This is a genomic window from Bradyrhizobium sp. P3_C3 (genome assembly GCF_056402655.1).
This window is the reverse complement of record NZ_JBFUGY010000003.1, coordinates 83,696-106,167: the sequence shown is the minus strand read 5'-3', so window position 1 is coordinate 106,167 and position 22,472 is coordinate 83,696. Positions and strand designations below refer to the sequence as shown.

24 protein-coding genes and 2 pseudogenes are annotated in these 22,472 nt (G+C 60.2%); 17 read left to right on the top strand and 9 right to left on the bottom strand.

What is annotated here, in order from left to right; translation table 11 throughout:
- Positions 1–9: 9 nt before the first annotated feature.
- A complete protein-coding gene (locus AC1DW2_RS05140; RefSeq protein ID WP_039153088.1) occupies positions 10–774 on the bottom strand; it encodes a response regulator in 765 nt (254 codons plus the stop codon).
- A 180-nt stretch (positions 775–954) separates the two neighbouring features.
- On the opposite strand from AC1DW2_RS05140, the gene AC1DW2_RS05135 reads away from it, so the two are divergent.
- Positions 955–1,542 (top strand): hypothetical protein, encoded by a 588-nt coding sequence (locus AC1DW2_RS05135; protein WP_477005345.1) that lies wholly within the window; start codon positions 955–957, stop codon positions 1,540–1,542.
- Between the two features lie 237 nt (positions 1,543–1,779).
- Positions 1,780–2,310 carry a PRC-barrel domain-containing protein gene (locus AC1DW2_RS05130; protein WP_477005344.1) on the top strand — a complete coding sequence of 177 codons (531 nt, stop codon included), beginning with the start codon at positions 1,780–1,782 and terminating at the stop codon, positions 2,308–2,310.
- A gap of 514 nt (positions 2,311–2,824) precedes the next feature.
- Here AC1DW2_RS05130 and AC1DW2_RS05125 read toward each other — a convergent pair.
- Positions 2,825–3,427, bottom strand: a complete 603-nt coding sequence (locus AC1DW2_RS05125) for a PepSY domain-containing protein (RefSeq protein WP_208088340.1) — start codon at positions 3,425–3,427, stop codon at positions 2,825–2,827.
- 659 nt (positions 3,428–4,086) lie between these two features.
- Positions 4,087–4,296: a hypothetical protein gene (locus tag AC1DW2_RS05120; protein ID WP_208088339.1), complete on the bottom strand. Its 210-nt coding sequence runs from the start codon at positions 4,294–4,296 to the stop codon at positions 4,087–4,089.
- A 468-nt stretch (positions 4,297–4,764) separates the two neighbouring features.
- Here AC1DW2_RS05120 and AC1DW2_RS05115 point away from each other — a divergent pair, with 468 nt between their 5' ends.
- Both AC1DW2_RS05115 and AC1DW2_RS05110 read left to right on the top strand, forming a co-directional pair.
- Positions 4,765–5,202 (top strand): hypothetical protein, encoded by a 438-nt coding sequence (locus AC1DW2_RS05115; protein ID WP_225005405.1) that lies wholly within the window; start codon positions 4,765–4,767, stop codon positions 5,200–5,202.
- An 11-nt stretch (positions 5,203–5,213) separates the two neighbouring features.
- Positions 5,214–5,867 carry a TetR/AcrR family transcriptional regulator gene (locus AC1DW2_RS05110; protein ID WP_208088338.1) on the top strand — a complete coding sequence of 218 codons (654 nt, stop codon included), beginning with the start codon at positions 5,214–5,216 and terminating at the stop codon, positions 5,865–5,867.
- Between the two features lie 19 nt (positions 5,868–5,886).
- Here the strand turns inward: AC1DW2_RS05110 and AC1DW2_RS05105 are convergent, their stop codons facing one another.
- Positions 5,887–6,549 (bottom strand): TetR/AcrR family transcriptional regulator, encoded by a 663-nt coding sequence (locus AC1DW2_RS05105; protein ID WP_208088337.1) that lies wholly within the window; start codon positions 6,547–6,549, stop codon positions 5,887–5,889.
- A gap of 196 nt (positions 6,550–6,745) precedes the next feature.
- Between AC1DW2_RS05105 and AC1DW2_RS05100 the strand changes: the two genes are divergently transcribed.
- From AC1DW2_RS05100 to AC1DW2_RS05060, 9 genes and pseudogenes are all read left to right on the top strand, one after another.
- Entirely contained in the window at positions 6,746–7,879 is a 1,134-nt protein-coding gene (locus AC1DW2_RS05100) for an efflux RND transporter periplasmic adaptor subunit (protein ID WP_208088336.1), read from the top strand.
- Positions 7,876–8,952 (top strand): efflux RND transporter periplasmic adaptor subunit, encoded by a 1,077-nt coding sequence (locus tag AC1DW2_RS05095; RefSeq protein WP_477005343.1) that lies wholly within the window; start codon positions 7,876–7,878, stop codon positions 8,950–8,952. Before AC1DW2_RS05100 ends, AC1DW2_RS05095 begins: the two co-directional genes overlap by 4 nt.
- Positions 8,949–12,101 (top strand): efflux RND transporter permease subunit, encoded by a 3,153-nt coding sequence (locus AC1DW2_RS05090; RefSeq protein WP_477005342.1) that lies wholly within the window; start codon positions 8,949–8,951, stop codon positions 12,099–12,101. Before AC1DW2_RS05095 ends, AC1DW2_RS05090 begins: the two co-directional genes overlap by 4 nt.
- Positions 12,102–12,114: 13 nt before the next feature.
- The gene (locus AC1DW2_RS05085; protein WP_477005341.1) at positions 12,115–12,633 is read left to right on the top strand and encodes a hypothetical protein; all 519 of its coding nucleotides are present in this window, start codon (positions 12,115–12,117) and stop codon (positions 12,631–12,633) included.
- Positions 12,634–12,974: 341 nt separating this feature from the next.
- The gene (locus AC1DW2_RS05080) at positions 12,975–14,126 is read left to right on the top strand and encodes a DUF3734 domain-containing protein (protein WP_477005340.1); all 1,152 of its coding nucleotides are present in this window, start codon (positions 12,975–12,977) and stop codon (positions 14,124–14,126) included.
- 39 nt (positions 14,127–14,165) lie between these two features.
- Entirely contained in the window at positions 14,166–14,957 is a 792-nt protein-coding gene (locus tag AC1DW2_RS05075) for an acetoacetate decarboxylase (protein ID WP_208088332.1), read from the top strand.
- Positions 14,958–15,042: 85 nt separating this feature from the next.
- On the top strand, positions 15,043–15,831 hold the full coding sequence (locus AC1DW2_RS05070) for a 3-hydroxybutyrate dehydrogenase (RefSeq protein ID WP_477005339.1): 789 nt from the start codon (positions 15,043–15,045) through the stop codon (positions 15,829–15,831).
- 132 nt (positions 15,832–15,963) lie between these two features.
- Positions 15,964–16,326 (top strand): hypothetical protein, encoded by a 363-nt coding sequence (locus tag AC1DW2_RS05065; protein WP_477005338.1) that lies wholly within the window; start codon positions 15,964–15,966, stop codon positions 16,324–16,326.
- Positions 16,325–16,584, top strand: a pseudogene (locus tag AC1DW2_RS05060) (integrase core domain-containing protein); the annotation flags it as partial. The gene AC1DW2_RS05065 and the pseudogene AC1DW2_RS05060, both read left to right, overlap by 2 nt.
- Positions 16,585–16,686: 102 nt before the next feature.
- On the opposite strand, the pseudogene AC1DW2_RS05055 reads toward AC1DW2_RS05060, so the two are convergent.
- Positions 16,687–17,139: pseudogene (locus AC1DW2_RS05055) on the bottom strand (type II toxin-antitoxin system VapC family toxin); the annotation flags it as partial.
- A 118-nt stretch (positions 17,140–17,257) separates the two neighbouring features.
- Here AC1DW2_RS05055 and AC1DW2_RS05050 point away from each other — a divergent pair.
- From AC1DW2_RS05050 to AC1DW2_RS05040, 3 genes are all read left to right on the top strand, one after another.
- The gene (locus AC1DW2_RS05050; protein ID WP_477005453.1) at positions 17,258–17,389 is read left to right on the top strand and encodes a recombinase family protein; all 132 of its coding nucleotides are present in this window, start codon (positions 17,258–17,260) and stop codon (positions 17,387–17,389) included.
- A gap of 134 nt (positions 17,390–17,523) precedes the next feature.
- Positions 17,524–18,906 (top strand): magnesium transporter, encoded by a 1,383-nt coding sequence (gene mgtE, locus AC1DW2_RS05045; protein WP_477005337.1) that lies wholly within the window; start codon positions 17,524–17,526, stop codon positions 18,904–18,906.
- Between the two features lie 504 nt (positions 18,907–19,410).
- Entirely contained in the window at positions 19,411–19,704 is a 294-nt protein-coding gene (locus AC1DW2_RS05040; RefSeq protein ID WP_208088326.1) for a hypothetical protein, read from the top strand.
- Between the two features lie 357 nt (positions 19,705–20,061).
- On the opposite strand, the gene AC1DW2_RS05035 is transcribed toward AC1DW2_RS05040, so the two are convergent.
- The 4 genes from AC1DW2_RS05035 to AC1DW2_RS05020 all read right to left on the bottom strand — a co-directional run bounded on the left by AC1DW2_RS05035 (position 20,062) and on the right by AC1DW2_RS05020 (position 22,029).
- Positions 20,062–20,244 (bottom strand): hypothetical protein, encoded by a 183-nt coding sequence (locus AC1DW2_RS05035; protein WP_208088325.1) that lies wholly within the window; start codon positions 20,242–20,244, stop codon positions 20,062–20,064.
- Between the two features lie 594 nt (positions 20,245–20,838).
- Positions 20,839–21,084 (bottom strand): hypothetical protein, encoded by a 246-nt coding sequence (locus AC1DW2_RS05030; protein ID WP_208088324.1) that lies wholly within the window; start codon positions 21,082–21,084, stop codon positions 20,839–20,841.
- An 87-nt stretch (positions 21,085–21,171) separates the two neighbouring features.
- Positions 21,172–21,537: a phasin family protein gene (locus AC1DW2_RS05025; protein ID WP_208088323.1), complete on the bottom strand. Its 366-nt coding sequence runs from the start codon at positions 21,535–21,537 to the stop codon at positions 21,172–21,174.
- A 222-nt stretch (positions 21,538–21,759) separates the two neighbouring features.
- Entirely contained in the window at positions 21,760–22,029 is a 270-nt protein-coding gene (locus tag AC1DW2_RS05020; protein WP_208088322.1) for a hypothetical protein, read from the bottom strand.
- A 150-nt stretch (positions 22,030–22,179) separates the two neighbouring features.
- Between AC1DW2_RS05020 and AC1DW2_RS05015 the strand changes: the two genes are divergently transcribed.
- Positions 22,180–22,425, top strand: a complete 246-nt coding sequence (locus AC1DW2_RS05015) for a hypothetical protein (protein WP_208088321.1) — start codon at positions 22,180–22,182, stop codon at positions 22,423–22,425.
- Positions 22,426–22,472 lie beyond the last annotated feature (47 nt).

The window sequence follows — 22,472 nt, the reverse complement described above, 5'->3', positions numbered from 1 at the left end:
ACCGCTCCACTAACTGCTCAGGGTCGCCGCGACTGCTTCATTGCCAGCTGCTTCAGTCCCGGCCGCTTCGGTTCTGGGCGTGAACAGATAGCCGCCGGAGCGCACCGTCTTGATGATGGTGGGATCGGCCGGATTGGGCTCGATCTTGCGGCGGATGCGGCTGACCAGCACGTCGATCGAGCGCTCGAACGAGCCGGTGTTGCGCCCTTGCGTGAGGTCGAGCAGGCTGTCGCGCGACAGCACGCGGCCGGGCCGTTCGCAGAACGTCCGCAGGAGATCGAACTCGGCGCTGGTCACCGCGACGCGCGCGCCTTCCGGATTGCGCAATTCGCGCAGCCGCAGATCGATGCGCCAGCCCTCGAAGACGAGCGTGGAGGCGCCCTCTATCGAGCTTGCCGCCTGGGCTGCGGCCTGGCGGCGCAGCACCGCGTTGATGCGTGCGAGCAGCTCGCGGGGGTTGAAGGGCTTTGGCAGATAGTCGTCCGCGCCCATCTCGAGGCCGACGATGCGATCGACGTCCTCGCCGCGCGCGGTCAGCATGATGATCGGCGTCTGCGCCTCCGAGCGTACCTTGCGGCACAGGCTCAAGCCGTCCTCGCCGGGCAGCATGACGTCGAGGATGATGAGGTCGACCCTGTGATCGGCCAAGGCACGCGACATCTCCCGGCCATCGCTCACGGTGGTGACGTTGCAGGCGTTGTTGCGCAGGTACTTTGCAATCAACGTCCGGGTTTCGCGGTCGTCCTCGACGACCAGGATGTTGGGATTGGCCATGCGCTTTGTTTGTCCAAGATTCGGGCCAAATGGCGAAGATTTTTGTTTCGGATTGTTTCTGACTGTCCGGGCGCAACAGCAGGCAATACCCGGGCAGGGAAGCGGCAAGGTCTCGTTAAGGCCGCTAACCATACCGTGGCGGTGTCGCTTACGAAACCCCGCAAAAGCCACGGAGCCATTATGACCTCGATTTCGGCGGCCTCCGCCGGTAACTACCAGTCGCCCCTGCAGCGGCTTCAGCAGCAATTGCAATCGGACGTTTCCGACGGCACGATCTCGTCGTCGGACCAGTCGGCGCTCTCGACGGCGCTGACCGACATCGACACCGCCTTGCAGTCGAGCCGATCCAGCGATCAGTCGAGTGGTACGCGTCCTTCCAAGGACGAGATGAAGTCGAAGGTCGACGATCTCATCGCCAACGAAGTGTCGAACGGGACGCTGACCTCGGACCAGGCGGACGAACTGAAGAACGTGTTTCAGTCCGCTTTCGCCAAGGGGCCAGGCGGCGCCGGCGGTCCCGGTGGTCCGGGCGGTCCCGGTGGTGCGGGCGGACCGCCGCCCGGTCCGCCGCCGGATGACAGCTCGTCGGATTCGTCCTCGACGGACTCGACCAGCAGCACGTCGACCAACACGACCACGGCGGACATTCTCCAGCAATTCCTCCAGGCGCTCCAGCAGTCGCAATCGTCGAGCGCGTCCTACGGCGCCAACGGCAGCTCATTCGGCGGTTCGGATTTCTCCGCACTTCTGATCGACTTCAAGAGCTGACCTGAGCGACGCAGGTCGGCGCGTTCCTCGCCGCGATCGTGCTTCACCCAGGGCGCATGATCGTCGGCGGGGAACTGTGCATCAGGAACGTTCCTCATCGAACGTTCCTGAGTGACGCAGGAACTTTCATCGCAGCGCAGCGCCATCATCGCGTGACGAAATTGCCGCAGAAAAGGAACTGCGGATGATCGCCGCTGTTCTCTCCGCATAAGCTTTCTGCTGAAGAAGAGGACAACAATGTTGATGAAATCGATCGCCGCCGGCCTTGCCGGCACCGCACTGCTTGCGACCGTTGCTTTCGCGCAAAACCCGACGGCCACCACCGACAAGGCGGCGCCCGCGGCCACCACCACCACAACGACGACGACTGCGTCGGGCGAGTGGCGTGCGTCGAAGATGTCGGGCCTGAAGATCTACAACGACGCCAACGAGAACATTGGCTCGATCAACGACCTGCTGATGGACAAGAGCGGCAACATCAAGATTGCCGTGATCGGCGTCGGCGGATTCCTCGGCATGGGCGAGCATTTGGTCGCCGTCCCCTACGAGAAGCTGAAGTTCGTCAACGAGGCCGTCGCCTATACCGGCACCGGCGCGAAGCCTGTGGCGACCACGACCACTGGCGCTGCGACCGGCACCGAGAAGACCACGACGACCACGACGGCTACGACCGCCTCGTCCACGTCGAAATGGTATCCGGACCACGCCGTGTTCAATGCCAGCAAGGACGAGCTGAAGAACATGCCCGAGTTCAAGTACGCGGAGTAATGCTGCTCACGTGACGGCCGATGTCCAACTGCGTATAAGTTGAGTCAAAAGCGGAATAGTCGAGTCAAGCCAAGGGCACCTCAACGCCGTTCCACCGAGGTGCCTTTGGTGCGGACGTGTGTGGCGCGCTCATGGGCGTCGGATGATGCTAAGTGCCAGGGCTGGCATCCAGCTCTTATGCACGAGGCCGCGTCGGGCATAGAAGGACGCGGCCCTCTCAAGGCTGAAACAGGGGGTCGATTCCCCTAGGGAGCGCCAGCAAACTCAGGCACTTAGGTAGACATCAGCCGCGTTCGCTGAACAGGACGCTGGTGAACAACGGCGAGCGCGTGCGGAATTTACTGGCGACATTAGCCGACTAGCCTCGGCGCGATGCCTCACTGTGGCTGGCGCATTCGCGAAAAATTTCCTCGTCGCCCTTGGTGTCCGGAAATATTCAAACCGCCGCTGACGTGCGCTATCGTACGCGAGCGCGCTCGGATGTTTGCATTGACGTTGCTGCTGTCGGCGGCGCCTAATGGCGAGCCGACTTTTCCCTGCCGACTCTGGGCGGCTCAAGCATAACCTCCTTCAAGCGATCACCACTGGCGATGACGACCACGAAGTTGAGTTTGCCATCCTGCTTCACCAGACCTCCGGCGAGAGCGCTTCCCGCAGCAGCTTTCTCGGCGATGCGTACGGCGTCCGAAAGCTCCTGCTCAACGGACTTCAGGGCAATGATGTTGCCCAGATCCTCTCGGTCGACCTCCCTCAACGATGACGAAATTTCCTTTTCTGTCACGCTTCCGGTGTTCGCATCTATGACATTTTCCCAAAGTCGTTCATTGCCTACCGTCCGCACGCGATAAATGGCCGGACCGGAAATCTCAAAGCTAACATCCGCGGTCCTTGAACCCTCATGCAAATTCTCGGCGATCGCTACCGCCTGACTGAGTGGTATTTTTATTGTGCGAAATTGCTCGAGCAGGCGACGAATCGCCGCCTCATCGGCATCGCCTTGCGCGGCTAGGCCTCTATTTGTGGCGTCCAAAGGTGTGTGGGTGACATCGGCTATCGCGCCCGTAGCAGCAAGCGTGGCGGACAAAACGATAATCGCTAACAATCGCTTCTTCGACATGAGGCAAATCCAGTGGCTGTTCGTGAAAAACTGACCGGTGGTCTTATCGGTGTGTGCGCGGGTCCATGACGGCCTATCGACACGAACCTTGGCCGTGGCTCAGTGAAGCGCACCATTCGAGAGTGCTATCGAAACTCGGATGCCGAGCTGGTCGCCGCCGCTTCTCCGACCGGGTGGGAGCGATTCTGCGCCGTGGTTCGGAGGCAAGCCCGGCTGGCCTCGGGCTTGAGCCGGCTTGATCGGAAACTCCCGGACCTAACTGCGCCAACGTTTCACGGATACGGGTCGGGATTGCGGGGCTCCCGTCACTCGCATCGGATTGCTCGGACAATAACGCGGACGGCTGTCGTACAGCATCGGCCACATCCGAGCTGAGCGGCGAGGGGACTGCAATCTCCCTGTGCGGGAGAATGGGCAGGAAACCGGGCAGGCTGGTATCGATGACAACTGCTTCCGATCTCTTCAGCTCGGAGGCGATTCGGATCGGCGGAAGTGTAGAATGCGATTCGATGAGCCTGCTCGCCGGGGTCTCGGGCAACAGGGAATTGGCTGCAAGAGCAGCACGAGCAACGCTCCGCCGACCCACAGAAAGTAACCCAGCACGGGAGCTTGAGTATCGACTGAGCCGCGCGCACGCATTGACAAGACGGATGTTCTGCTCACAGCGCCCCGCTCCCGCGCTGAAGTCCCTTTGGCGTGATCCAAGACCGCTCGCCGACGAACGCGTGCAGCCCGGCAAGCAACGATATCGTGACGCCCAGCAGCAGGCTCAGGCCCACGAGAGACAGAGCCACGACCAGGTTCAGGGATGCGAGCGCAAGCCCCGGCCACGGATTTTCCTTCGCGAGCGACCACAAAAGCGTTGACATTCTCGGCTCCATAAATATACTACACCGTATATTTCATATACATCCCGGCCTGAGGGATGTGTCAAGAGCGAAGAGTCACAAGCGCGTGTTCAGACTGTTTGAAGGGTGGGTCTCGGAGCGTGACGCTGCGTTCACCTGTTCGAACGAGCGATGCTCAACAGAAGAAGGGATTCGGTATGTTCAAGTTCACATTAGTCGTCATGCTGGCGGCGACGTTCGGCAATGGGACTGCCTTTGCGCAGGAGAACCGCGGCACTCCCGAACAGAGGGCCGCATGCGCGCCTGACGCCTTCCGGCTGTGTCTTAGCTACATCCCCGACGCCACGAATGTGGAGGCCTGTCTCAGGCAAAGAGAGTCAGACCTGAGCGATGCTTGCAGGGCCGTCTTCGATCACGCTGCGGGAACTGCTGCGGTCAGGACCATCGGATCGCCCCGCCACCGCGGCGCAAGAGATGAGGACTGATCGTATGAACACGATTTATGCGCCCGCTTTCGCTGCGTTCGGGGGCTCGGCCTTCGGAGCGATCTCCACAATCGTAACTGGATGGGTGACTCGGCGCCGCAGGCTTCGCGAGCGTCACTATGCCCGGTCGATTTCCAAGCGCGAGCGGCTCTATCGAAGCTTCATCGAGGAGGCCTCCCGAGTCTACGCCGACGCGCTCGTCAGCGACAAATCCGAGATTCCGCAACTGGTCAATCTGTATGCGCTCATAGGGCGGATGAGGATTCTGTCCAGCGATCAAGTGGTTCAAGCCGCGGAGCGGGCAGGTCGCCTGATCATCGAAACCTACCTGTCACCAAACCGCGAATTTGGCGATCTGCCTGAGTTCCTGGAGGAAATGGATCCCTTGCGTGGCTTCGGGGAAGCCTGCCGACGCGAATTGCATTCGATCCCATCTCACTGAGGTCCCAAGCGATGCAGGAACGCGTACCTCAGGCCGGATCGCCGTGCATTCGTCAGCGGATCGTACAAGCCGCGATCCGATTGCACCGCAAAATCGGGTTCAGGAAGACCACCGTCGCCGATATCGCTCGCGGAACGTCGATGTCGCCCGCCAACGTCTACCGCTTCTTCGCTTCAAAGCAGGCGATCGAAGAGGCGGTCGTGGCGGATTTGTTCGAACAGGTCTCCGCGGCCGCAATCCTTGCGGCTCTCTTGAGCGGATCGGCTCTGGAGCGTCTAACGGCCGCTTTGAGCGCAATCTCGCAACTGCACGAACACCGGCTGGAGAACGACAGCAAATTACACGAATTGGTCGCTGCGGCGGTAAGCGAGAACTGGCCAGTCGCGCTGTCTCACGCAGACCGGATCCGGGAACTTGTGCGCGCGATCATTGCTGGCGGACAGGCGAGCGGCGAACTGCGACCGGGAAGTCCGATGGCGATGACTGGTTGCCTGCTTGAAGCAATGGACGGATATCTCAATCCATCGCGGATCAAGTCGGCTACCGTTCGGCCCGCGTTTGACGAGGTGATGGATTTCTGCGCGGGCGCCCTGCATCACGTACCGTGGGGGCAGTCGATCGACCTCGGCGCCGACTTACGTCCCAAAGCGGTGGCGCAAGGATAGCGGGCGGGGTGTGGCTGATTCACGGCCTCCAATCTGCCTCGCAAGCCGCAAGAAAGAAATTGACCCGTTCGTGCAGGAACGTCGGCAGTTCTTTTTGGAGATCCTTCAGGTCCTCACCCATCAGAGATCTCATAAGCATCGGAAGCAGGATGAGATCCATGAACATCTGCGCGGTCGCTACGCTCCGCTTTGCGCTGAAAGGTCCTTTAGGTGAGCGCGCGACCCTCTGCGTTGCCTCGTTCAAGAGCTGCGATACTGCCCCAGCCGCGCGGTCGCGCGCCGCGTCGTGAACATTTCGGCTCAACTCGGGAAATCGCCGCGCCTCGGCGATCGTCGCGCGCGTGAGATCCAACGTGTCCTCGACGAATCTCTCCACGATCTCGATGCCGAGATTGGCGAGTTTTTCCTGGATGGTGCGGCCTGCCGGCGTGAACCCCTCGAAATCTGTCAATCCGTTGATGGTCCGTGCCACCACGGCCACAAACAGCGCCTCCTTGCCGGGGAAGTGGGCATAGATGGTCGGTTTGCTCGCAGGGGCCAACTCGGAGATGTCATCGATGCTGGCACTCCGAAACCCTTTCTCGAGAAAGAGCTGCTGGGCCGCATCGAGAATCCGCGCCTGGACGTCGCCGGCGAGGTCCTTGGGCGGTCTGCCGCGTTTCGGGCTTTTGTTCTTCGCCATCACGATCTCCTAGTTACGAGTTTGCAGATCCCGCTTGACATGCAGGGAAGGAAAATGCAAGAAAAAGAAAATATACGGTTTAGTGTAATAAAAGCCAGCGCAGACAGCTTTGCTTGCCGGGTCTGCGATAGCTCGTCCGGATGGACCGGCAGGAGCAACCTGAGGAGATAACCGTGACTGACCACATGGACTTGTCATGAAACATCACGCAGCCAACCAAAATGGCAACGCTGAAACTGCCAGCAAAGGCAGGCTGAGAGGGGCTGGCCTCCTGGCGGCCGCGCTGGCCGCAATCGCGCTGAGTGGTTGCAATGATCATTCTGCCGCTCCCATCATGCGCGCTGCTATCGTGCGCACGGAGATCGTGCAGCCGCGCGACCGGCAAGCCTCCGTCACGCTGACCGGCGAAATCCAGGCCCGTTTCCACGCTGACCAGTCATTCCGCGTCAGTGGACGTGTGCTCGCGCGCTACGTCGATGTCGGCGCGCACGTCGAGGCTGGTGAGATCCTGGCTGTACTCGATCCAGCGGAGCAGCAGGCCGACGTCGATGCCGCGACCGCGGCGGTGCTGGCCGCAGAATCTCAGCTGCGCGTGGCCAAGGTAACCTTCGAACGGCAGAAGGCGCTGATCGCAAGCGGTTTTACCACGCGGACGGTCTACGATCAGGCGCAGGAAGGATTGCGAACCGCAGAAGGTGCGCTTGAAGCAGCAAAGGCGGAGCTGGGAACGTCGAAAGACGCCCTTGGCTATACCGCACTGCGCGCGGAAGCGGCAGGCGTGGTCACCGCGCGCAATCTGGAAGTCGGCCAGGTCGTACAGGCCGCGCAACCCGTGTTTTCGCTGGCGCAGGACGGAGAACGGGATGCCGTCTTCGACATCTACGAATCCCTCTTCTTTGGTGATCTCGACGCCGGCAGCGTATCGCTGGCGCTTGTCTCCGACGCTGGCGTGATGGCGAGCGGGCATGTCAGGGAAGTCTCGCCCGCGATTGACGCGAGAAGCGCGACAATCCGCGTCAAGGTTGCCATTCAGGATCCATCGGCAGCGATGACGCTTGGAAGCGCCGTTGCAGGAACCGTCAAAGCGAAAGCCCAGCAGCAGATCGCATTGCCCTGGAGTGCATTGGCGGCGGCGGGATCGAAGCCCGCGGTTTGGACCGTCGACCCGGCGACCAAAACAGCTGCGCTGAAGCCGGTGACGATCGGCGGTTATGAAGCCCGTGAAGTGCTGATCAAGGCGGGACTCAAGCCGGGGGAGCGCGTCGTGATCGATGGCGGCAAGCTGCTGAGCAATGGCCAGGCCGTGACATATGAGGGAGATCCGTCATGAAGAGGCGCGCTATGATTACAGCCGGCGCGATTGTATCCGCGCTGGTGCTGGTTGGATGCCAGCAGGAGGTGAAAGCGCCCGAGCCTGTGCGACCCGTGCTGTCGATGGTGCTTGAGCCAAGCCGCCCGGACGGCATCGTCGCCGTTGGCGTTGTTGAGCCGCAGTATAAGACCAATCTCGCGTTCCGCGTCCTGGGACGTCTGACCGGGCGTCCCGTCTCCGTTGGTGACGTCGTCAGCGAAGGACAAACAGTCGGTGTCATCGATTCCATGGCTCTGGAGCTTGCGGTGCGCTCGGCGAAGGCTGAGCTCACCAAGGCCGAAGCGCTCCTGGCGACTGCCAAGGCGACTGAGGAGCGGCAGCGGACCCTCATCACAACCGACGCCACCACCAAGCAGACACTGGACAACGCCGAGCAGGCGCGAGCCGGTGCCGCCGCGTCGGTCGCACACACACAGGCGAACTTGATCAAGGCCATCGAGCAACGGGGCTATGCCCAGCTCAAGGCCGATTTCGCCGGTGTCGTCACTGCGGTGGGCGCAGAAGTCGGACAAGTGGTCTCTCCTGGCCAAAATGTCGTGACGGTTGCGAGGCCCGACATCCGGGAGGCGGTGGTCGATATCGGGGAGGATTTCCCGGTGCCGCTTGAAATTGGCTTGCCGTTCAGTGTCGGCTTGCAGTTGCTCCCCGCCGTCCGGGTCGACGGCAAGGTTCGCGAGATCGCTCCGCAGGCAGACCCCGTGACGCGCCTGCGGCGAGTCCGTATCGCCCTGAACTATCCGCCTGAAAGCTTCCGCTTGGGCACGACTGTCACCGCGACGCTCGACAAAACGCAAAGCCCGACATTGCGTGTCCCCGCCTCGGCGGTGCTCGCCAAGGATGGCGAGAATTTTGTCTGGGTCGTCGATCAGCCTGCGAGCACCGTGTCGCTGCACAAGGTCGATCTCGCCGGGGACCCCGCAGGTGCCCGCGTCGCCAGTGGGCTTGCCCCCGGCGCGCGCATCGTGACCGCCGGAATCCACAGCCTCAAACAAGGACAACACGTCCGTATCGAAAAGGATCAGAAGCCATGACGTCGTTCAACCTTTCCGACTGGGCGCTCCGCCACCGTTCGCTCGTCTGGTATTTCATGATCGCCTTCATGGCGGCAGGCCTCTTTGCCTATCTTCAGCTTGGTCGTCAGGAAGATCCCGACTTCACCATCAAGACCATGGTGATCCAGGCGCAGTGGCCGGGCGCAGCGCCCGACGAAATGACGCGCCAGGTCACTGACAGGATCGAAAAGAAGCTCGAGGAGCTGGAATCGCTAGACTACACCAAGAGCGTGACGGTCGCGGGCCAGACCACCGTATTCGTCTATCTGCGAGACACGACAAAAGCGGCTGACGTCAAGCCAACCTGGGTCCGCGTCCGCAACATGATCGCGGATATCAAGGGCGAATTCCCGCAAGGCGTGATCGGGCCGGGCTTCAACGATCGCTTCGGCGACGTGTTCGGCAACATTTATGCCTTCACCAGCGACGGCTTGACCCAGCGTCAGCTGCGCGACGAGGTCGAGGGTATCCGCGCCAAGGTGTTGACCGTGCCGGATGTGGGTAAGGTCGACATTCTGGGAACACAGGACGAGGTAATTTACCTCGAATTCTCTACCCGGAAGGTCGCGGCCCTTGGCCTCGACGTCCACTCGATCATGGCCTCTTTGCAGGGACAAAACGCGGTCGCGCCGTCCGGAGTCTTCCAGGACGGGCCCGAGCGGATCAGCGTGCGGGTCAACGGCCGGTTCACGTCGGAGGCAAGCCTGAACGCGGTCAATCTTCGGATCAACGACCGCTTCTTTCCGCTCACTGACGTCGCGACCATCACGCGCGGTTATGCCGATCCGGCCAAGACCTTGTTCAGGTACAACGGCCAGCCTGCAATCGGGCTCGCCATCGGCATGAAGTCCGGCGCAAACCTGCTTCACTTCGGCCAGGCGCTGAAAGAGCAAATGACGAAGGTCATTTCCGACCTGCCGATCGGCGTCGGCGTTCACCTGGTCGCCGATCAGCCTGTTGTCGTCGAGCATGCGGTGTCGGGCTTTACTGAAGCGCTGTTTGAGGCCGTCGTTATCGTTCTCGCCATCAGCTTTCTCAGCTTGGGCATGCGCGCCGGGCTTGTCGTCGCAATTGCGATCCCGCTGGTTCTCGCCATTACGTTCGTGGTGATGAACTATGCCGGCATTTCATTGCAGAGAATTTCGCTGGGTGCATTGATCATCGCGCTGGGCCTTCTGGTCGATGACGCGATGATTGCGGTCGAAATGATGGTGGCCCGGCTGGAGGTCGGCGATCCTCTGGAAAAGGCGGCGACCCACGTCTATACGTCGACCGCCTTTCCCATGCTGACGGGCACGCTGGTCACCGTCGCCGGTTTCATCCCGATCGGGCTGAACGCCAGCAATGCCGGTGAGTTCACCTTCACCCTGTTCGTGGTGATTGGGGTCTCCCTGATCGTGTCGTGGATCGTCGCAGTGCTGTTCACGCCGCTGCTCGGCGTCACCATCCTGCCCGCAAAGATGAAGGGGCACCACGGGAAGAAGGGCCGGCTGGCGCAGATGTTCGCCCGCCTGCTGCTCGTCTGCATGCATCACCGCTGGATCACGGTCGGCGTGACGGTTGCGGCCTTATTCGTGGCGTTGTTCGGCATGACTTTCGTGCAGCAGCAGTTCTTTCCCTCGTCGGACCGTGACGAGCTGGTGATCGACTGGAATCTGCCGCAAAATGCCTCGATTGCAGACACCAATGCGCAGATGGCGCGCTTCGAGCGTGAACAGCTGCAGGGCAATGGCTCCGTGGAGCATTGGTCGACGTATGTCGGCACCGGCGCGCCGCGGTTTGTGCTGTCGTTCGACGTGCAGACGGCCAATGCATGGTTCGGCCAGCAAGTGGTCGTGACCAAGGGTGGCATAAAGGCGCGCGATCTCGTCAAGGCGCAGTTCGAGGAATATCTGAGGAAGACGTTTCCAGGCACCGACACCTACGTCAAATTGCTTGAGGTCGGCCCACCCGTGGGACGTCCCGTGCAATACCGCGTGAGCGGACCAGATATCGCAAAGGTCAGAGATCTCTCGCAGGAACTTGCCGGCATCGTCCGGAGCAACCCCGGTCTCGGCAACGTCGTGTTCGACTGGATGGAGCCCGCGCGCGTCGTCAAGGTCGACGTTCTCCAGGACAAGGCGCGCCAGCTCGGCGTGACGTCGGAAGACATCGCCACGGCAGTGAACTCGGTGCTCGAGGGCACCCCGATCACACAGGTTCGCGACAGCATCTACCTCGTCAATGTCACGGGACGCGCTACTGCGGTCGATCGCGGCTCGATCGATACGCTCCGGGATCTGCAGTTGACCGGGCAGGGCGGGCAGTCGGTGCCGCTCGGGGCCGTGGCGAATCTGCGCTACGAAATCGAGCAGCCGACGATCTGGCGCCGCGCGCGGATTCCCACGATCACGCTGAAGGCCGGCATCGTCACCAACGTCCAGCCGAAGACAATCATGGACCAGTTGGCGCCGAAGGTGGCGGAGTTCGGCAAGGAACTGCCGGCGGGTTATTCGGTGGCGATCGGCGGCTCCGTGGAGGAAAGCGCCAAGAGCCAGTCGCCGATCGTTGCCGTCGTTCCGCTGATGCTGTTCGTCATGGCTACGGTCCTGATGATTCAGCTGCGGAGCTTCCATCGCCTGTTCCTGGTGTTTGCGGTCGCACCGCTTGCGGTGATCGGCGTCGTCATGGCCCTGCTGCCGAGCGGCGCTCCTCTCGGCTTCGTTGCCATCCTGGGCGTGCTGGCGCTGATTGGCATTCTGGTCCGGAACTCAGTGATCCTGATCGTGCAGATTGAGGATCTGGGGAAGGAGGGGCGCCCGGCCTGGGATGCCGTCGTGGAAGCGACCGAGCATCGCATGCGGCCGATCCTGCTGACAGCAGCCGCCGCAAGTCTCGCACTGATTCCGATCGCGCGCGAGATTTTCTGGGGCCCGATGGCCTACGCGATGATGGGCGGCATCATCGTCGGCACGCTGCTGACGCTCCTGTTCCTGCCGGCGCTCTATGTGGCGTGGTTCCGGATCCACCCTGTCCACGACGATTGCCGGCCAATGTCAGAGACGGTTGACCCGGCGCACGAAACTCATTCGTCGAACCCGACTCTTGCGCCGGCCGCGCCGGTGCCGGTCCTTGAAACGCAAATCTGAAACGGAGACTATCATGTCCAGGAAGACACTCTTGACGTTGTCGCTCAGCTCGACGCTCGCAGCGATTTCGTTGGCGCCGACCGCGGTGTATGCGCAATTTCCCGGTCCTCCTCCCATGGGGCCGGGCGGTCCTCCGCCGATCGCGGCCGGCGGTCCTCCCGCATTCGCAAGTCCACCTCCCATGGGGCCTGGCGTTGCGGCCCATGCCGGCCTCGGCGGTCCGGCTCCTCGGTTGGGCACCGGCGTTGGTCCTCGCGGCGATCTAAGGGCGCTTGGCGGCGTCCACGCCGGCGGTCGCGACGGACCCACGGTTGCACGCTCGGTCCAGGCTCGCTCTGCATTGGTCAGCGACAGCCGTTCCGGAAGCTTCAGCCATGGCTATGGCGGGCGGCGATACGGTTATGGTGCAGCCTATGCCGCTGGAGCCTATGCCGGCTATGCCTATGGCAGCAGCTCGAACGAGGGCAATTATTCCGATAGCGACTGCTACTATGCCTACAGTAGCCACCGACGCGTTCTGGTCTGCAACTAGCCAACACGAGATCGGGCAGGGCGGACCTCATCCGACGAACACTGCGGTTGATATCGTAAGCGCGTGGGCATCGCTGGTGCTCGTAACAAAGACCGGTTCGTTCACCACAGTGGCGTGACGTCGAAGCAGAATTTGGCGTTGCGCCAGCGTGCCGAACCGGTTGGGCAGTCGATAACAACGTCGAGCGAACGTGACTCAATCAGTTGCAGCACGAGCTTGTGAATGCGCCCGCTTGACGCGACACTAAATAAACTATACGGTATATTTTAGTAAGCCGGACGACGAACGCGATCCGGACAGAACGCGGGCTTGAGCAACCGCAAACCAAGAGCACACGAACCATGAACTTTCAGACTCGCCCACACTTCGCGACCGCCGAGCGGCGTCTGCCATTCGATTGCATCGCGTTGCTCTTGCAAGGCGGCGGCGCTTTGGGGGCTTACCAGGGAGGCGTCTACGAGGCCCTGGCTGAAGCCAACATCCATCCCGATTGGATTGCCGGCATTTCGATTGGAGCGATCAACGCTGCAATCATCGCGGGCAATCCTCCCAATTCCCGGGTTGACCGGCTTCGCGAGTTTTGGACGCAGGTGACGCTGGACGCGCCATTCACCGATTTGATGAATAGCGATCACACCCGCAATTTTCTCAATCAGGTGAATGCGAGCTTCGCGGCGATGTTTGGCGCGAGCGGTTTCTTCTCTGCGCGGCCACTGGCGCCGTGGTTGCAAGCGGGTGGAACGCTTGCCGCCACGAGCATCTACGACACGAGCGCGCTAAAGACGACATTGGAGCGCCTTGTCGATTTCGATCGCATCAACGCCGGTATGACGCGGTTCAGCGCAGGTGCCGTCAATGTGAGGACCGGCAATCTGGTCTATTTCGACACGGCTAAGCATACGATTCGGCCCGAGCACATCCTTGCGAGTGGGGCGCTGCCGCCGGGCTTTCCGGCGGTCGAAATCGATGGCGAACACTATTGGGATGGCGGCCTCGTATCCAACACTCCGTTGCAGTGGGTGATCGAGTGTGGCGCCCGTCATGACACGCTTGTGTTTCAGGTCGATCTCTGGAGCGCGCGCGGCCAGATTCCGCGCAATATGGCCGACGTCATTACGCGTCAAAAGGAGATTCAATATTCGAGCCGCACGCGAGCGAGCACAGACCAGTTCAAGAGCCTGCACCGGTTGCAGCGAGAGGTGGCGGCTCTCTTGAGCAGGCTGCCTGAAGATCTGCGCGAGCAAGAGGACGTCAGGCTGCTCAAGACAGCTGCCTCTCACAACGTGCACAGCCTCGTTCACCTGATCTATCGCGCGCGGGACTACGAAGGCCACTCAAAGGACTACGAATTTTCCCGCCTCTCGATGCAGGATCATTGGCGCGCCGGCTATCACGATGCGTTGCGCACCCTCCGACATCCCGAGGTGCTGGCCCGCCCGACCAGTGCGGACGGCGTCTCCACCTTCGATCTTGAGCAGGATGGTCGCGAATAGGCCAGCCAGCCGGTTATTCCCAGTCACAGGAGAAATTGAATGCACGAGAATGAAGTCGTGAGGCGGGCGTTCGCGATGCCGCTCACCAATCCGGCCTATCCTCCGGGACCGTATCGCTTCGTCAACCGCGAATACCTGGTCATCACTTACCGCACCGATCCGGCGAAGCTGCGATCAGTCGTTCCGGCTCCGCTCGAACTTGATGAACGCGAAGCGCTGGTCAAATACGAATTCATCCGGATGCCGGATTCCAACGGTTTTGGCGACTACACCGAGAGCGGCCAGGTCATCCCGGTGTCGTTCCGCGGTCGCAGGGGCGGCTACACCCACTGCATGTTCCTGAACGATGAGGGACCGATCGCAGGCGGCCGCGAGCTCTGGGGCTTTCCGAAAAAGCTTGCCCAGCCGACGCTGCGGACCGAGATCGATACGCTCATCGGCACTCTGGATTACGGTCCGTTGCGGGTAGCAACCGGCACGATGGGATACAAGCACCGCGAAGCCGACCTGGCGCAAGTCAAAGCCGCTCTCGAGGAGCCGAACTTCCTTCTCAAGATCATTCCGCACGTCGACGGCACGCCACGTATCTGCGAACTGGTCGAATATCACCTCGAGCAGCTTGTCTTGAAAGGGGCGTGGACCGGACCCGCGGCTCTCGCCTTGACGCCTCACGCCCTGGCCCCCGTGGCCGACTTGCCGGTTCTTGAGATCGTGTCCGCGGTTCACATCCGTGCAGACCTTACCCTGGGGCTCGGCAAGGTCGTTCACGACTATCTGCAACAGCCGGTTCGACGCCCGGTCCGGAACTACGAGAGAAGTCTGGTCACATGATGGATGACCGCGATCGGCTGCGCGAACCCGGAAACAGCCTGGCGTTGAGCCACAAGACCGTCACAGATCAACAAGGAAAGGCGAAATGGATATTTTGAAAGGTAAAGTCGCAGTCGTGACTGGCTCGACCAGCGGCATCGGTCTTGCGTATGCGCGGGAATTCGCAGGTGCTGGCGCCAATATTGTGCTCAACGGGATTGGGGCGCCGGCCGACGTTGAAAAAACGCGGACTGCAATCGAGAGCGATTTTGGCGTGAAGGCTATCTATTCGCCCGCGAATATGACCGAGCCAATCGAAATCGCCAACATGATCTCGTTTGCCGAGAGGACGTTTGGCAGTGTGGACGTGCTCGTCAACAATGCCGGCATCCAGCATGTCTCGCCAATCGAGGATTTTCCGGTCGAAAAGTGGGACGCAGTCATCGCAATCAATCTCCCCTCCGCATTCCATGCGATCCGTGCCGTTACTCCTGGCATGAAGAGGCGCGGCTGGGGCCGTATCATCACCACGGCCTCGGCGCATTCGCTCGTCGCGTCCCCCTTCAAGTCGGCCTATGTCGCGGCCAAGCACGGCATCGTGGGACTCACCAAGACGGTGGCGCTGGAACTCGCCCGGTCTATGATCACCTGCAACTGCATCAGCCCCGGCTACGTCTGGACGCCATTAGTGGAGAAGCAAATCCCGAATACAATGGAGGCGCGCAACATGAGCAGGGATCAGGTGATCAACGACGTCCTGCTCGCGGCCCAGCCGACGAAGGAGTTCGTCACGGTCGAGCAGGTGGCGTCGCTGGCGCTGTTCCTGTGCAGCCAAGACGCCGCGCAGATCACCGGCGCCAACCTCTCGATCGACGGCGGCTGGACGGCCGCGTAGGCCCGCGCGAAATGCGCACTGGCTCGTGGAACGCGCGGTCAAAGAAGATGGTCGACGAACAGCTGCACTAGACCAACCCAAGTACATACGACTGCCTACTGAACATCAACCAATTCCTCTGGAGAGAAGATCATGAACAAGCGACTGATCACGAATGTCATTGGCTGTGCCTGCCTTATGCTGGCGACTGCTGCCGAAGCCCGAACCTCTTACGACGGTCCCTGGAATCTCGTCTTCGTGACGCAACGCGGAAGCTGCGATCCGACCTACAATTTCGCAGTGAACATAAACGACGGCGTTGTGACGCATCCCAATCTGGTGAAGTTCAGTGGGTATGTCGGAAGATCAGGCGCCGTTCGCGCGTCGGTGACGGTCCATGACAAATACGCATCAGGCTCGGGAAGGCTGACGCGAGACGCCGGCGGCGGGACCTGGAGCGGCCACGCAGCAGGTGGGCGCTGCTCGGGATATTGGACCGCACAACGAAACAACTAGGACGCAACCACCGGGATACTCGCCGAAGACCACGGCAAGGCCGAACGATTCATTCAGACGAGCTTGCGCGAATGGGAATGCCCAGGCGTACAACACTTCACCCGAACGCGCCGCCGATCTGCCGCGATGGCTTCATCACTACAATTGGCACCGACCTGGCGGCAGCGTCAAATCAAAGCCGCCAGTCAGCAGACTCGGTTCAACCGGGATAAAATATTGAGGTTAAACTTCGGCTATCCGGATTATCGTGTGGAATGACGCGTGCGTCGTGGCCTTTACTGCCGTGGGAGCTTCTAATCCTTCGCTACCCGGAGTTCTTGAGGCACCGCGGGAATTTTCTGAGCGACTGGCATTGGCTCGCGCCTGCCGATACAGAATGATCGGAACGCCCGGAACAAGTTGGTTCAGGAAGTCGAAGTCGCCGACATTCCCTGTCAATATGCTGGCACCGATGCCCCGCGCCTGAAGATAGATGAGCGCATCGTTGAGGTATTTCCGCTCATGACCCGCACCCTTCGGCGCGCCGCTGAGACGAAAGAGCTCGCCCGCAAGCATTCCCGCTTCGCCCCACATTGCCGTATCTGGAGCTTGCAAGCGATGCTGCGGAATGTCTTCAATCACATCCCGTACCGTTTGCAGAACCCCACTCGTTGAGGGGTGGGCCGGATCGAGCCGCCCGAACACATGCGTTAGTTCGGCTAGGCAGACGGCCGAGTGGTGGCAGACGCGATATGTCAGCAATTCATCGACGGCGTCCGGCGTGCGTGCCTGCAAGACGTCGAGGTAAACGCTGGTATCGAGAATTAGCGCGCCGAAGCGGGATAAGGCTCGGCAACCTGCGCAACCTTGATGCCGCCGGCTCCCAGGGACGCGCAATCCAGGTTAGGGCGGCAGACGAGTTCGCTCGAGGCATTCTGCCGGTGATCCGGCTATCCAGGCAGCAGGGAGCACTAGCTTCGCGTCCATTGCCAGTGCGCTCAATGAGCGCGGCGTCAAATCCGCTCGCGGCGGCAAGTGGCACGTCTCTTCTGTAGCGAACGTGCTATCCCGCGCGAGCTCCTGATACGGTCTCCTATGTTTTATAGGCGGGAAATTGTAGTCTACCATCGGCGAAGTGCCGACGGGCTCTGAAATTGTCTGCTTATCGGGGTAGATCGGAAGTGATATCCGTCCGTCGTCTGTACCGAGCTGTGAATCATGACCAACCTTGACGTCCAGGATGCGGCGAAGGCCGACAACATGGTCAATCCGGCGTTCCTCGCCGCAAGCATGATCGAAGAACGCGCCGCTGACATTGTCGAGGCCCTCAACGACATGCCTTCGGAACTCGCAGTCGCGGTTCTGCTTCATCTACCCCCCGATCGCGCCATTGAAGTCCTCGACCAGCCTGGGTTGGAGCGCGAGCCAGAACTCATTACTCTGATGCCGCGGGAAGCAGCCGCAAAGCTGCTTGCCGGCGTGTCGGCGGACCGCCTCGCCGACGTCTTCCACCAGGTCAAAGAGCCACACTGCTCCGAACTTCTTGATCTGCTGGACCTCGACATCAGGCTCAACATCCGACGCCTCCTGGAGTATCCGAAAGACACCGCGGGAGCGATCATGACGACGGAATTCGCCAGCGTTCCCTCGACCTACACCGTCCAGCAGACACTCGACTATATCCGGCACGTCGAACGCAGCCGGGAAACCGTTTACGCGATCTACGTGCTAGATCCCCTCAGCAAGAAGCTGGTCAAGACGATCACCCTGCGCCGGCTCATCACGGGAGATCCGCAAGCACCGGTGCTCTCGGTAGCCCGTCCTGGCCGTCTGATCACCGCCACTCCCCTCATGGACCGGGAAGATGTCGCGCGCCTGATCTCGAAGTACGACCTGCTCGCGGTGCCGGTCGTTGACCACGGTCGCGTCATTGGAATCGTCACGGTCGACGACGTCATCGACGCCATCGTGCAGGAAAGCACCGAGGACGTGCAGAAGTTCGGTGGCATGGCGGCCGTCAACGAGCCGTATATGGAAATCCGCTTCTGGCAGATGATGAAGAAGCGCGGCGGCTGGTTGTGCGCGCTGTTCCTGTCCGAAATGCTGACGGCGTCGGCGATGCAGAGCTACGAAGGCGAGCTCGAGAAAGCCATAGTGCTGACGCTGTTCATCCCACTGATCATGAGTTCGGGGGGCAATTCCGGATCGCAAGCCACATCCCTTCTGATACGCGCATTGGCCTTGCGCGAAATTGAAATCAAGGACTGGTGGCGCGTGGCGCTGCGGGAAATCGCCAATGGGCTGGCTCTCGGGGCGATGCTGGGCCTTGTCGGCATCGTACGCATTTCGCTCTGGCAGTATCTGGGCTTCTACAATTACGGCGAGCACTGGGTGCTGATTGCGCTGACGGTCGGCGCCACCCTGGTCGGCATCGTCATGTTCGGCTCGTTGACCGGATCCATGCTCCCATTCCTCCTGCAACGAACCGGGTTCGATCCGGCCAGCGCTTCGGCACCGTTCGTCGCGACTCTAGTCGATGTTACGGGATTGGTGATCTATTTCACTGTCGCTTCCATTATCCTTCGAGGAACGCTGCTGTAGTTCGGCAAAGCGGAGCGAAGGGCAAGGCCCACAGGCTGAACTATTACTGTCGGTGGTCACTCGCTGGATGAACGCGCTTGGGCAACCTTTGCCCTTGCGCGGGGTTGTCAGCCAGGAGAGTGAGATGCCCAACGGCCGCCCGAACCTTGCGTTCTTCACGTTGATCGCTGCCAGCCTATGCGCTGCCGTGGTCCTTGTTGGGCTGTTGATCGCAGGAGATGTCGCAGGTCCAAGGGTAGCAACGACTAATTTGCCGCCACATTCTCAAGAGGGTGGCAGACAATGATCCACAGTCTGGACCCGAGGCGCGCGACGCGGAGCTTATTGTCGGCCTAATGGTGGTAGGCGTTTTCCCTTCGGCCTAGCGCGCGGCCAAGTAAGCGGCATGTTCTGGCGGCTCTCTTTGGGAGTATGCTCGCTGGCGAATCTCTAACATGATTTGCAGCTGACTGAACTTGCGGAACCATTTTCGCTCATTCGTCTTGGCTATGTAGAGGGTAGGAAATGGTCAATTCTTTGATGTTGTTGGCATTCGAAGCAAACGGCGTAATTGCGCTGCGGATGATGAAGCTGATGCGCGGCGGCAGAATTGCCCGTCGCGAAGCGGAGTTGATGGTCAGCGAAAAGGTACATGCGGCTTTGGAAGCTTCTGCAAGTTTAATAGCTGGAGCTTCGGGCGATGAAATAGTCCGCCAATATCGACGGTATGTCGCGGCGAATGCGAAGCGACTGGGCGGGCTTAATTCGGGTCGGAGTCGAAAACGTGCGCTCAGGCGAACGCAGTCTAGACGGAAGTAGCTTAACGGCATTTAGAGAACCCGACGGATAACGGCCTTCCGGAAGATCGCACTTAGACAAGGCGCCGAGGCTCGGATCGGCGTTAGCCGCTGCATCGTGCCGGAGTGCGTGGAGGAGTCATCGAGTCAAGGCCGTGCAGGCTAGCAATCGGCGGGAAAACTGTCCCGAGGACCCAAGTCATCGATGCACTAGCAGTTCCAAAGCACCGGCTCCCACGCGTTGCGCGCATTTCGCCGCGCCTTGTCGGCGCAGGCGCTCCTCGATATCGCGTGCGAGCCCCTCCACTCCTCTTCACTGGGCGCGCAGCCAGAATTCCAGGTCGCGCCCCTCTCAGGTCGGCCCGCTTCTTGCCAAAGCTCATGAGCGCCTTTGGGTCTCGTCGCGCAAACCAGCCGCGCGAAGCTCTTCGAGTTTGCGCTTGATCTCATTTGCGAAATGTTCAAGCCGCTCCACGGTGGCTTCGTCGCCGATCAGTGAGATCGCGCGGTTGGCCAGTTCGAGTTGATGCTGCAGCCTTTGAAGTTCGCCTCGGCAATCCATGACGCCGCTCCAGCTAGCTATAAAACGCCGGAGCGTGACAAATGTTCAGCCTGACCTTGGGCGGTCTTTCCAGCGTGGTTTCGGGAATGCACCTGCCGAAAACTTCGGGAGAATGCCATGGCCAGAAATAATCGGCTGGTCCGGCCGGAGGTAATCAGCTCTACCTATGTTGTGCGAGTGTCCAACAACTCACCTCGGAAGTCGGGACCCAGCTGGGATCGTGGCGCGTCGAACAAGTCCTGGTCGTTCACCGAGGGTCGTCACCGGCATCATCACCACGGATTTGAGGACAATGGCCTCGGAAGTGAGGCCATTGTACGCTCGTCACTCTCACTTGCTTTGGGGTTGAGACAAAGTTTCGTCCAGAGCGTGAGCGTGCTGGAATTCGCCGAGGATCGTGGACGCGCCAATTTACACAGTTGGCATGACGTTCCGGGGCACAGAGTTGATTGAGCCGATCTTTGTGTTGGTGACGATTGAGCCAGGCATGTCGGGGCCAAGACTCGCGAACGTTTCTTGCCCACAATGCAAGAGAGTTGAGCGAAACATCATCGAGGCGCTTTAACTAAAGTGTGGACAGCGCCAAAACAAGTGTCACGCGTTATGCTGCCGGTAATCGAACGCGGTCAATCCATGGATGGCACGCTCGCATAGTTTGTTGGCGTTCCGCTCACCGGTTTTTACGGCTCGCAAAATTCCTCGGGCAATGATTTCGCGATCCACTTCCAACTGGCCGATGTTCTGAAGCGTTCGACACGCGAGATCGTATGCCTCGCTTGCAGCGATCATCTCCGCTGGATCGAGTGACAGATTTTGGAAAGGCGGATTAACATCGGACATGATGTCTCCTCATGAAACGGCAGGCAGGCTCTGGGCTGCGGCAAAGGCCCCGCGAATAGCAGTGCGCTTATATCGCGAGGGTAAGACTTATCGATTTGTCGGGGTAATCTTGGCAAGAAAACTACCGAATGGTTTGCAGGATTCCGTAGCAAGATCGCGATACAACGCGCCAATCTTCTGCGACTCGGCCATGAACGTCTCGAAAGCCGACTTAGCGAATTCGGTCTGAATTTCAATCGCCTTGTCGATCGACTTCACGCCTGAAAGCTTCTCGACAAACGACCTGGTGTCTTCAAACGATTTCTTGGTGTAGTCGCTGTAAGCCGTGGCAATCGCATGAAAGGCGCCCGGGAAGGAATTCATCGATGCATCAGCGGAACTGATATGTTCTCTGCTATCATCCTGCAGCTGTGATAAATCCCGATTTGCGTTATTCTGGATTGGATTAGACATTATGAATAAAACTCCTTGGTTGCTTAGCAGTGAGTCAATGTTGCGCGTCACCAATGGTTGCACCGAAAAGGCAGTTCCCGCTTGTTCCTTGGCGGTGGTTGTGTGTTCGTATGATGTTATCGGAACTCGGTGCTAGGCACTTTTACTTCGGACGTCGGCGGCGTGAATGGAAAGTAGGCGTCCCGAAGCGGGGATGAAAGCGGACATGCCAAACAATACCAATCAAGCAATACTTGATCCCAAGGAATTCTCGCCAAGGTGGGCGAATGGAAGACCATCCTTGAATTTCGCAAGGATGAGATTGTCTTTTCGCAGGGCGACGTGGCGGATACGGTCTTCTATATTTAAAAAGGCCGGGTCAAGGTTGTGGTCATATCCGAGCAAGGCAAGGAAGCCGTGGTGGGCATTTTGGAGACCGGCCACGATCCAGGCAGCGTGGGGATACTCTGGTGAGCTTGCGGTTTTCGCCGGGCAGTCCCGTCGGAGAGCCATTGAACGAACTCGAGAGCAACGAGTTGTCCCTGATGCCTAACCGCACATCACCATCCACTGGCCCGATGAGCGTGCAGCCTATCGAGCATAGCGCGACAGGGGCACTGGTGCGCCGATCTAATAAGTGTCGTTTTGTATGGAGTATCAGCGATGGCAGAACCCAAAACCCCGCATGAACTGGCGAACCGAATGCGCGATCATCGCGCGCAGCACCGCGCCCACGATGGTTTCGTGCGAGAGTCCTTCACCCAACCCCGTGACGATGCCCGCCAAACGGCGAGGGCGTTCCTCGATCACTACCCGAAGGCGGCATACATGAGCGAGGTCGAGCACTGGCGTGAGCAACCCAACGGGCGGGTCGAGTTCACCATCAGGCGGCTGCGGACGGCGGATTGACGGTTCTCGCATGGCGCTTCTTGCGTCGATGTTCGCCGCTAGAGTTG

Bases quoted from the DNA above. Each gene is read 5' to 3' on its own strand.
- AC1DW2_RS05120 (WP_208088339.1), bottom strand. From the start codon at position 4,296: ATGTCAACGCTTTTGTGGTCGCTCGCGAAGGAAAATCCGTGGCCGGGG.
- AC1DW2_RS05125 (WP_208088340.1), bottom strand. From the start codon at position 3,427: ATGTCGAAGAAGCGATTGTTAGCGATTATCGTTTTGTCCGCCACGCTT.
- AC1DW2_RS05015 (WP_208088321.1), top strand. From the start codon at position 22,180: ATGGCAGAACCCAAAACCCCGCATGAACTGGCGAACCGAATGCGCGAT.
- AC1DW2_RS05075 (WP_208088332.1), top strand. From the start codon at position 14,166: ATGCACGAGAATGAAGTCGTGAGGCGGGCGTTCGCGATGCCGCTCACC.
- AC1DW2_RS05140 (WP_039153088.1), bottom strand. From the start codon at position 774: ATGGCCAATCCCAACATCCTGGTCGTCGAGGACGACCGCGAAACCCGG.
- AC1DW2_RS05130 (WP_477005344.1), top strand. From the start codon at position 1,780: ATGTTGATGAAATCGATCGCCGCCGGCCTTGCCGGCACCGCACTGCTT.
- AC1DW2_RS05020 (WP_208088322.1), bottom strand. From the start codon at position 22,029: ATGGCTCTCCGACGGGACTGCCCGGCGAAAACCGCAAGCTCACCAGAG.
- AC1DW2_RS05100 (WP_208088336.1), top strand. From the start codon at position 6,746: ATGAAACATCACGCAGCCAACCAAAATGGCAACGCTGAAACTGCCAGC.
- AC1DW2_RS05030 (WP_208088324.1), bottom strand. From the start codon at position 21,084: ATGTCCGATGTTAATCCGCCTTTCCAAAATCTGTCACTCGATCCAGCG.
- AC1DW2_RS05095 (WP_477005343.1), top strand. From the start codon at position 7,876: ATGAAGAGGCGCGCTATGATTACAGCCGGCGCGATTGTATCCGCGCTG.
- AC1DW2_RS05135 (WP_477005345.1), top strand. From the start codon at position 955: ATGACCTCGATTTCGGCGGCCTCCGCCGGTAACTACCAGTCGCCCCTG.
- AC1DW2_RS05110 (WP_208088338.1), top strand. From the start codon at position 5,214: ATGCAGGAACGCGTACCTCAGGCCGGATCGCCGTGCATTCGTCAGCGG.
- mgtE (WP_477005337.1), top strand. From the start codon at position 17,524: ATGACCAACCTTGACGTCCAGGATGCGGCGAAGGCCGACAACATGGTC.
- AC1DW2_RS05035 (WP_208088325.1), bottom strand. From the start codon at position 20,244: ATGGATTGCCGAGGCGAACTTCAAAGGCTGCAGCATCAACTCGAACTG.
- AC1DW2_RS05065 (WP_477005338.1), top strand. From the start codon at position 15,964: ATGAACAAGCGACTGATCACGAATGTCATTGGCTGTGCCTGCCTTATG.
- AC1DW2_RS05105 (WP_208088337.1), bottom strand. From the start codon at position 6,549: ATGGCGAAGAACAAAAGCCCGAAACGCGGCAGACCGCCCAAGGACCTC.
- AC1DW2_RS05085 (WP_477005341.1), top strand. From the start codon at position 12,115: ATGTCCAGGAAGACACTCTTGACGTTGTCGCTCAGCTCGACGCTCGCA.
- AC1DW2_RS05070 (WP_477005339.1), top strand. From the start codon at position 15,043: ATGGATATTTTGAAAGGTAAAGTCGCAGTCGTGACTGGCTCGACCAGC.
- AC1DW2_RS05040 (WP_208088326.1), top strand. From the start codon at position 19,411: ATGGTCAATTCTTTGATGTTGTTGGCATTCGAAGCAAACGGCGTAATT.
- AC1DW2_RS05115 (WP_225005405.1), top strand. From the start codon at position 4,765: ATGAACACGATTTATGCGCCCGCTTTCGCTGCGTTCGGGGGCTCGGCC.
- AC1DW2_RS05080 (WP_477005340.1), top strand. From the start codon at position 12,975: ATGAACTTTCAGACTCGCCCACACTTCGCGACCGCCGAGCGGCGTCTG.
- AC1DW2_RS05090 (WP_477005342.1), top strand. From the start codon at position 8,949: ATGACGTCGTTCAACCTTTCCGACTGGGCGCTCCGCCACCGTTCGCTC.
- AC1DW2_RS05025 (WP_208088323.1), bottom strand. From the start codon at position 21,537: ATGTCTAATCCAATCCAGAATAACGCAAATCGGGATTTATCACAGCTG.